Below are 6015 nucleotides of genomic sequence, written 5' to 3' on the forward strand. Positions count from 1 at the left end.
CTGTGAACTTGCTCGTGGAGTTAATTTAGGCCTAGATAGTTTAGGTGTCAAGCAAATGTGTGGATGCGTTTACCCGGGCGTTCTGGCAACCGCTACAGGTAAGACGCCGCAACGCGCGATCGGCCGCGCAGGGGTGACGAGCGCGGCGCCGCGCTGTCGTCGGTCAGTAGGTCTGATCGGCGATGACCCGCGCAACCGTCTGCAGCGACTGCTCGAGCGTCGTCAAGCCCACCGAGCCGAGCGCGAGCCGGATGGCGTGCGGCACATGCGGCGACGTGGCGAACGGGTGCGCAGTCGAAACGGCGATCTTCTCGCGCCTCAAGGCCATGGCAATCGCGTCCGCGCGCACTTCCTGGGCAAGCGGAAGCCATAGAAAGTATGAGACCGGATGACCGATCCGCTTCACGCCGCTCAGCAAGCGAGTGGCCATCGCCTGGCGCACCGCGGCGTCGCGGCGTTTGTCGGCCGCGAACAGGTCGACCGTGCCGTCTTCGAGCCAGCCGCATGCGATCGCCGTGAGGGTCGCCGGCGTGTTCCATGTGGTTGCCCGGATGGTTCGTTCGAGCTTTGGAACGAAGCTGGCCGGTGCATGAATGAAGCCGACACGAAGCCCGGTCGCGACGCTTTTCGACAGGCTCGACACGTACACGGTCAACTCCGGCGCGAGCGTTGCTAGCGGCGGTGGCGCGTTTTCGACAAGGAACGCGTAAGCGGCGTCCTCGATGATCAGCAGTCCGTGCCGCCGCGCGATCGCGACGAGCTCACGCCGGCGCGTCGCGCTCATCACCCAGCCGAGCGGGTTGTGCAGCGTCGGCATCGTGTAGACAGCGCGTACACGCCGACGCTTGCAAAGCGCCGCCAGCGCGTCGAGGTCCGGACCGTTTCCCGCCGCCGGGACCGCGACGAGCTCCAGCCGGTTGATCTCGGCGGCCAGTTTGAATCCCGGATAGGTCAGCGAGTCCACGGCCACCACGTCGCCGGGCTCCAGCAACGCCAGCGTGGTCGTCGCCAGTCCATGCTGTGCGCCGCTCACGAGCAGGACGGTGTCGGGCGTGGCGCTCAATCCCGCTCCGGCGAGGTGGCGTGCGACGCTCGCGCGTTGGTGCTCGCGGCCGCCGTGGGGCTGGTAGCGCAGCAGCGCCGCCAGGTCGCCGGCGCCCGCGAGGTCGCGCAGCGCTGTCCTGAACGAGGCGACCTGATCGGCACTCGCCGGATAGTTGAAGCTCAGATCGACGGTGTCGGCGTCCCACGCATGCAAGTCGATCCCTTCGCCACGGGGCAGCGGCTCTTTCACGAACGTACCGCGCCCCGTTTCGCCGCTCACGAGGCCGATCGACTGAAGCTCGGCGTAGACGCGCGTGGCCGTCACCAACGCGATGCCTTCGCGCGCGGCGAGTTCGCGGTGGGTGGGCAATCTTGTTCCGGGCTGCAACCGGCCTGCGCGGATCTCGGCCGCCAATCGATCGACGAGATGTTTGTAGCGGAGCTCGGGCATCGAAATGTATCCATGACAATTATTTGATTGTATTGATACCCGGATCTACGATGCAAATACACCCCTATTCAGCGAGCAAGCCGTGCATATCGCCATTCTGACCTTCGACGGGTTCAACGAGCTCGACTCGCTGATTGCGCTCAATATTCTGAATCGGGTCAAAAGACCTGGCTGGCGGGTGTCGATAGCGAGCCCGTCGTCGCATGTCCGGTCGATGAACGGTGTGGTTGTCGAGGCGCAAGCGTCGCTGGAGGAGGCAAGGGACGCGCAGGCCGTGCTGGTGGGCAGCGGCGTCCGGACGCGGGATGTGGCGGCGGATACGGGGCTGATGTCGCGGCTCGCGTTCGATCCGCAGCACCAACTGTTGGGCGCGCAATGCTCGGGGACGCTGATTCTCGCGAAGCTCGGGCTGCTCGACGGCGTGCCTGCCTGTACGGACTCAACCACGAAGCCGTGGGTCGAGGAGGCCGGCGTCGCAGTGCTCGATCGGCCGTTCGTGGCAAACCGGAACGTGGCAACGGCGGGAGGATGTTTGTCGTCGCAATACCTGGCGGCGTGGGTGATTGCGCGTCTGGAGGGCGTTGAGGCTGCGCGCAACGCGATTCACTACGTGGCGCCCGTGGGTGAAAAGGAGATCTACGTCGAGCGCGCGATGTCGAACATCGCACCGTTTCTTGCCGAGACCGGCGACCGGCAGCGCCAATCAATGGTGAGTTGAGCCGCCTCAAACCGGTTCGCTCATCAGATCCGGTATCGGATAGTTGCGCGTCAATGTGCCCATGACGATCACGATAAGCAAGCATTGCCAACGTGGCAGTTGGCACGGGCCGCGCGATCGCGCCAGGCAGTGGTCGGCCAGGAACGGCCAGTCACGATAAACGCGGTATCGCCACCCCGGTACCCGTTTTCGCGCGATAAGCCGTCACCGCACACTCAGGCTTTCTGGACTTCGGTGGGCGGCGGAAAGTCGAACTGCGCGGCGAGTGCCATTCCATAAGCGAAGATTCGATGATCTCCTCCCAAGGCGGCGGTCGCCCTCGCTGCAGCGGTCAGCAACAGGTTGCAGGCAGCTCGCATTGTCTCAGTGGCTCCGAGGCGATCCTTCGGGCCGGACAATGTCAAGGCGCCCGCAAGTTCGTTATTTGGACCAAGCACAGGAGCCGACACGGCCGCGGTGTCTGGATCCCGTTCTCCATAAGACAAAGCCCACAACCTTTCGCGCACGGCATCATGACTTGCCCGGGAGGGTTTCGAAAACGCGATGAGAATCTTTCCTGACGCACCGCGATCGATTGGAAAACGCTCGCCTTCGCGGATCGACACACGTACCGACCGCGACGGCTCGACCCGATGTAAAACGACGCGATAGTCACCTTGACGTACATAGAACGATGACGTCTCTCCGGAGTCCGCAGAAAGTTGCCGGAGTACCGGCTCAATGACCTCGCGGATGTGAAACGACTCCTGGAATATCTGCGCGAGTCTGAGCGGTTCAGGACCAATCGAGTAGTTGCCGTCCTCGAGTCTGCGGATAAAACCGCCACGTTCCAGTGAACCTATCAATCGCAAGATAGTGCTTTTGTAGAAGCCAGTGCGTCGAGCGATTTCCGCAAGGGAAAGCGCACGTTCGCCGGGTTGGAAAACTCCGAGAATGGCAAACGCCCGGTCGAGTGCCGCCACGCCGCCTTTTTCGTCATCGTTCGAGGGCATTCCGAATACCGTTCTGTTAGACAGAACCATCCTAGACACTCGCTTGCCGCGCGTCAATTACGGAAGCGCCACGGGTGAAACCTTGCGAGCCATCAGGCAGCAAGTCACGGCCAACAGCGGCGCTGGGCCGTCCTCATACCTGCAGGCTCGATTGGTGCCTACGGATCGATGGATCCAGAAACGCGTTAAATACCTCGCCATCGTTCTGTCTAACAGAACAATATTCCGTTAAACAGATCAGTCCGGCGGGTTTACCCGCTTGATCAGCCTACGCTTCAACCGTATAGTTTTCAACAACAGAACGGCGTTCTCTTAGACAGAACGAAAAGGAGCATATCGTGGATGTCTCTCCCTCTTTTCCAGTGATGATCAGCGAGGTTGGTCCGCGCGACGGCCTTCAGAGCATCAAAAGCATCATGCCAACGCAGGCGAAGTTGCGGTGGATCTCGGCACTCGCCGCAGCGGGGCTGAAAGAAATAGAAGTGGGTTCGTTCGTGCCAGCAAGGCTGCTGCCCCAGATGGCTGACATACGGGAGGTCGTGGCACACGCCCTGACTATTCCCGGTCTGCACGTTGCCGTCCTTGCACCGAATCTTCGCGGTTGCCGGGCGGCGTTCGAATCCAGTGTCCACAAAGTGACCTTGCCGGTATCGGTAACCAACGAGCATTCGATGGCCAACATCCGCAAGACGACCGGCCAGATGATCGAAGAGGTCCGGCAGATCGTCGCGTTGCGAGATGGTGAGTTTCCGGGCATTGCAATCGAAGCTGGCGTTTCAGTGGCCTTCGGCTGCACGATCGCGGGCGCAGTTAGCGACGATGAGACGATCCGCATGTGTGCGGCGATGGCGGAGTGCGGTGTCGATGAAATCGGCCTGTCGGATACCAGCGGCTACGCGAACCCTACGCAGGTGGGTCGTCTGTTCCGCCGTCTGCAAAGTGAGTTCGGCAGCAAGGCGGGTGGTGCCCACTTTCACAACACACGCGGGCAAGGCTTGGCCAATGTAGTGGCGGCACTCGAGGCGGGGGTGAAGACTATCGACTCCAGCCAGGCCGGTCTTGGCGGATGTCCATATGCTCCTGGGGCGACCGGCAACATTGTGACCGAAGACCTCGCGTTTCTCCTCGAATCCATGGGACACGACACCGGGATTGACATTGATGCTCTCGTAGCAGCGCGCTCGATCCTGAGCGAAGCCCTGCCCGAAGAAGCTTTATACGGACACGTTCAGGACGCCGGCCTTCCTAAGGGATTCAAGTATGCCGACGGCCGTAGCCCGAGCGCTGTGCAGCCCGACGGCTGTCTGAAGGGAGTTGCGCAATGAATGATCTGCAGCAAAATCAATCGCTGCCGTATAGCGGCGTCCGTGTGATCGAGATGACCCACATGGTGATGGGTCCTACGTGCGGGATGGTGCTCGCAGATCTCGGAGCAGAGGTGATCAAGGTGGAGCCTATTGCTGGCGACAGCACGCGTGCCCTCCGAGGTTCCGGCGCAGGCTTCTTCAGCACTTTCAACCGCAACAAGAAAAGCATCGCAGTCGACGTAAAAGATCCACGTGGGCTGGAAATCGTGCACAAGCTGCTAGGCAGCGCCGACATCTTCAGCGAAAACTTCAAGTCCGGAACGATGAACAAGCTGGGACTTGGTTACGCCGCGCTGTCGAAGCTCAATCCACGCCTTATCTACGTCTCGCACAAAGGATTTCTCCCGGGGCCTTACGACCATCGCACGGCACTGGACGAGGTTGTGCAAATGATGGGCGGCCTCGCATATATGACGGGCCCCGAAGGACGTCCGCTGCGCGCCGGGACGAGTGTCAACGACATCATGGGCGGCATGTTCGGCGCCATCGGTGCGATGGCCGCACTCGCTCAGCGTGAACGCACGGGCCATGGTCAGGAAGTGCAGAGCGCGCTGTTCGAAAACAACGTGTTTCTCGTCGCGCAGCACATGATGCAATTTGCAGTCACTGGCAAAGCCGCTGCGCCGATGCCAAGCCGCATCTCGGCATGGGCCGTCTATGACGTGTTCTCCGTCAAGAATGGAGAACAGATATTTCTTGCAGTGGTGTCGGACACCCAGTGGGCGCTCTTCTGCGATGCGCTCGGGCTGGATGACCTCAAAGCGGACGAGCGGATCGCCACCAACAACCAGCGAGTCCAGGCGCGGGAGTGGTTGCTGCCCCGGTTGCGCAAGCACATGGAAGGGTTCAGCGCGGCGCAGATCAGCCAGATCTTCGAGCGGATTGGGCTGCCTTACGCCCCGATCACCAAACCCCAGGATTTGTTTGACGATCCGCACCTGCTCGCCACCGGCGGACTCGCGGACGTCACGTTGCCGCCGGACGCAAGCGGAGCCGGAGAGCCTGTTAATACGAGAACCGCACTGTTGCCCTTGACCCTTGCCGGCGAACGGCTGCGTTTGCGCGCTGCGCCGCCGGCGCTCGGGCAGAACACACAGGCGCTTCTCGAGGAGCTCGGATACACGGCCGACGATCTGAGGCAGTTGGCTGAGGCCGGCGTTGTCCGATGTCAGGAATGGCAGCCGGGCGATCAGGCGAGCCCATCCGCAAACGAGCTTGCCAGCGCCTGAAGCCGCTGAGCGCAAGAAATCACCCGGCCGCGCCAATTCTTGCAGCGGACCGGCGAAGTTATGGAGACGACAATGACATCAATTTCCCCCGGCATGGTTTCCGACAGCCTCAACGCCAGTTCGATCGAACAGCAGGCGGTGTTGATTTGCGCCGGAAACTGACCCACTTTTTGCATCTAGAATTGACCCACCCTTGATGCTCATAAACATCACT

5 protein-coding genes are annotated in these 6015 nt (G+C 61.4%); 3 read left to right on the forward strand and 2 right to left on the reverse strand.

Annotated elements, in window-relative coordinates:
* Nucleotides 1-163: 163 nt before the first annotated feature.
* A complete protein-coding gene (locus SB753_RS24955; RefSeq protein WP_410802362.1) occupies nucleotides 164-1495 on the reverse strand; it encodes a PLP-dependent aminotransferase family protein in 1332 nt (443 codons plus the stop codon).
* Between the two features lie 82 nt (nucleotides 1496-1577).
* On the opposite strand from SB753_RS24955, the gene SB753_RS24960 reads away from it, so the two are divergent.
* Nucleotides 1578-2213: a DJ-1/PfpI family protein gene (locus tag SB753_RS24960; RefSeq protein WP_410802364.1), complete on the forward strand. Its 636-nt coding sequence runs from the start codon at nucleotides 1578-1580 to the stop codon at nucleotides 2211-2213.
* Nucleotides 2214-2428: 215 nt separating this feature from the next.
* Here SB753_RS24960 and SB753_RS24965 read toward each other — a convergent pair whose 3' ends face one another.
* Entirely contained in the window at nucleotides 2429-3205 is a 777-nt protein-coding gene (locus tag SB753_RS24965; protein ID WP_033379624.1) for an IclR family transcriptional regulator, read from the reverse strand.
* Between the two features lie 365 nt (nucleotides 3206-3570).
* Here SB753_RS24965 and SB753_RS24970 point away from each other — a divergent pair, with 365 nt between their 5' ends.
* Complete coding sequence (locus SB753_RS24970) at nucleotides 3571-4530, forward strand: hydroxymethylglutaryl-CoA lyase (RefSeq protein WP_410802370.1); 960 nt, start codon at nucleotides 3571-3573, stop codon at nucleotides 4528-4530.
* Nucleotides 4527-5801 (forward strand): CaiB/BaiF CoA transferase family protein, encoded by a 1275-nt coding sequence (locus SB753_RS24975; RefSeq protein WP_020068764.1) that lies wholly within the window; start codon nucleotides 4527-4529, stop codon nucleotides 5799-5801. Before SB753_RS24970 ends, SB753_RS24975 begins: the two co-directional genes overlap by 4 nt.
* Nucleotides 5802-6015 lie beyond the last annotated feature (214 nt).

The sequence above is a fragment of the Paraburkholderia sp. SIMBA_053 genome (genome assembly GCF_046534895.1).
Classification (GTDB): domain Bacteria; phylum Pseudomonadota; class Gammaproteobacteria; order Burkholderiales; family Burkholderiaceae; genus Paraburkholderia; species Paraburkholderia caledonica.

Bases quoted from the DNA above. Each gene is read 5' to 3' on its own strand.
- SB753_RS24955 (WP_410802362.1), bottom strand. From the start codon at position 1,495: ATGCCCGAGCTCCGCTACAAACATCTCGTCGATCGATTGGCGGCCGAG.
- SB753_RS24965 (WP_033379624.1), bottom strand. From the start codon at position 3,205: ATGCCCTCGAACGATGACGAAAAAGGCGGCGTGGCGGCACTCGACCGG.
- SB753_RS24970 (WP_410802370.1), top strand. From the start codon at position 3,571: ATGATCAGCGAGGTTGGTCCGCGCGACGGCCTTCAGAGCATCAAAAGC.
- SB753_RS24975 (WP_020068764.1), top strand. From the start codon at position 4,527: ATGAATGATCTGCAGCAAAATCAATCGCTGCCGTATAGCGGCGTCCGT.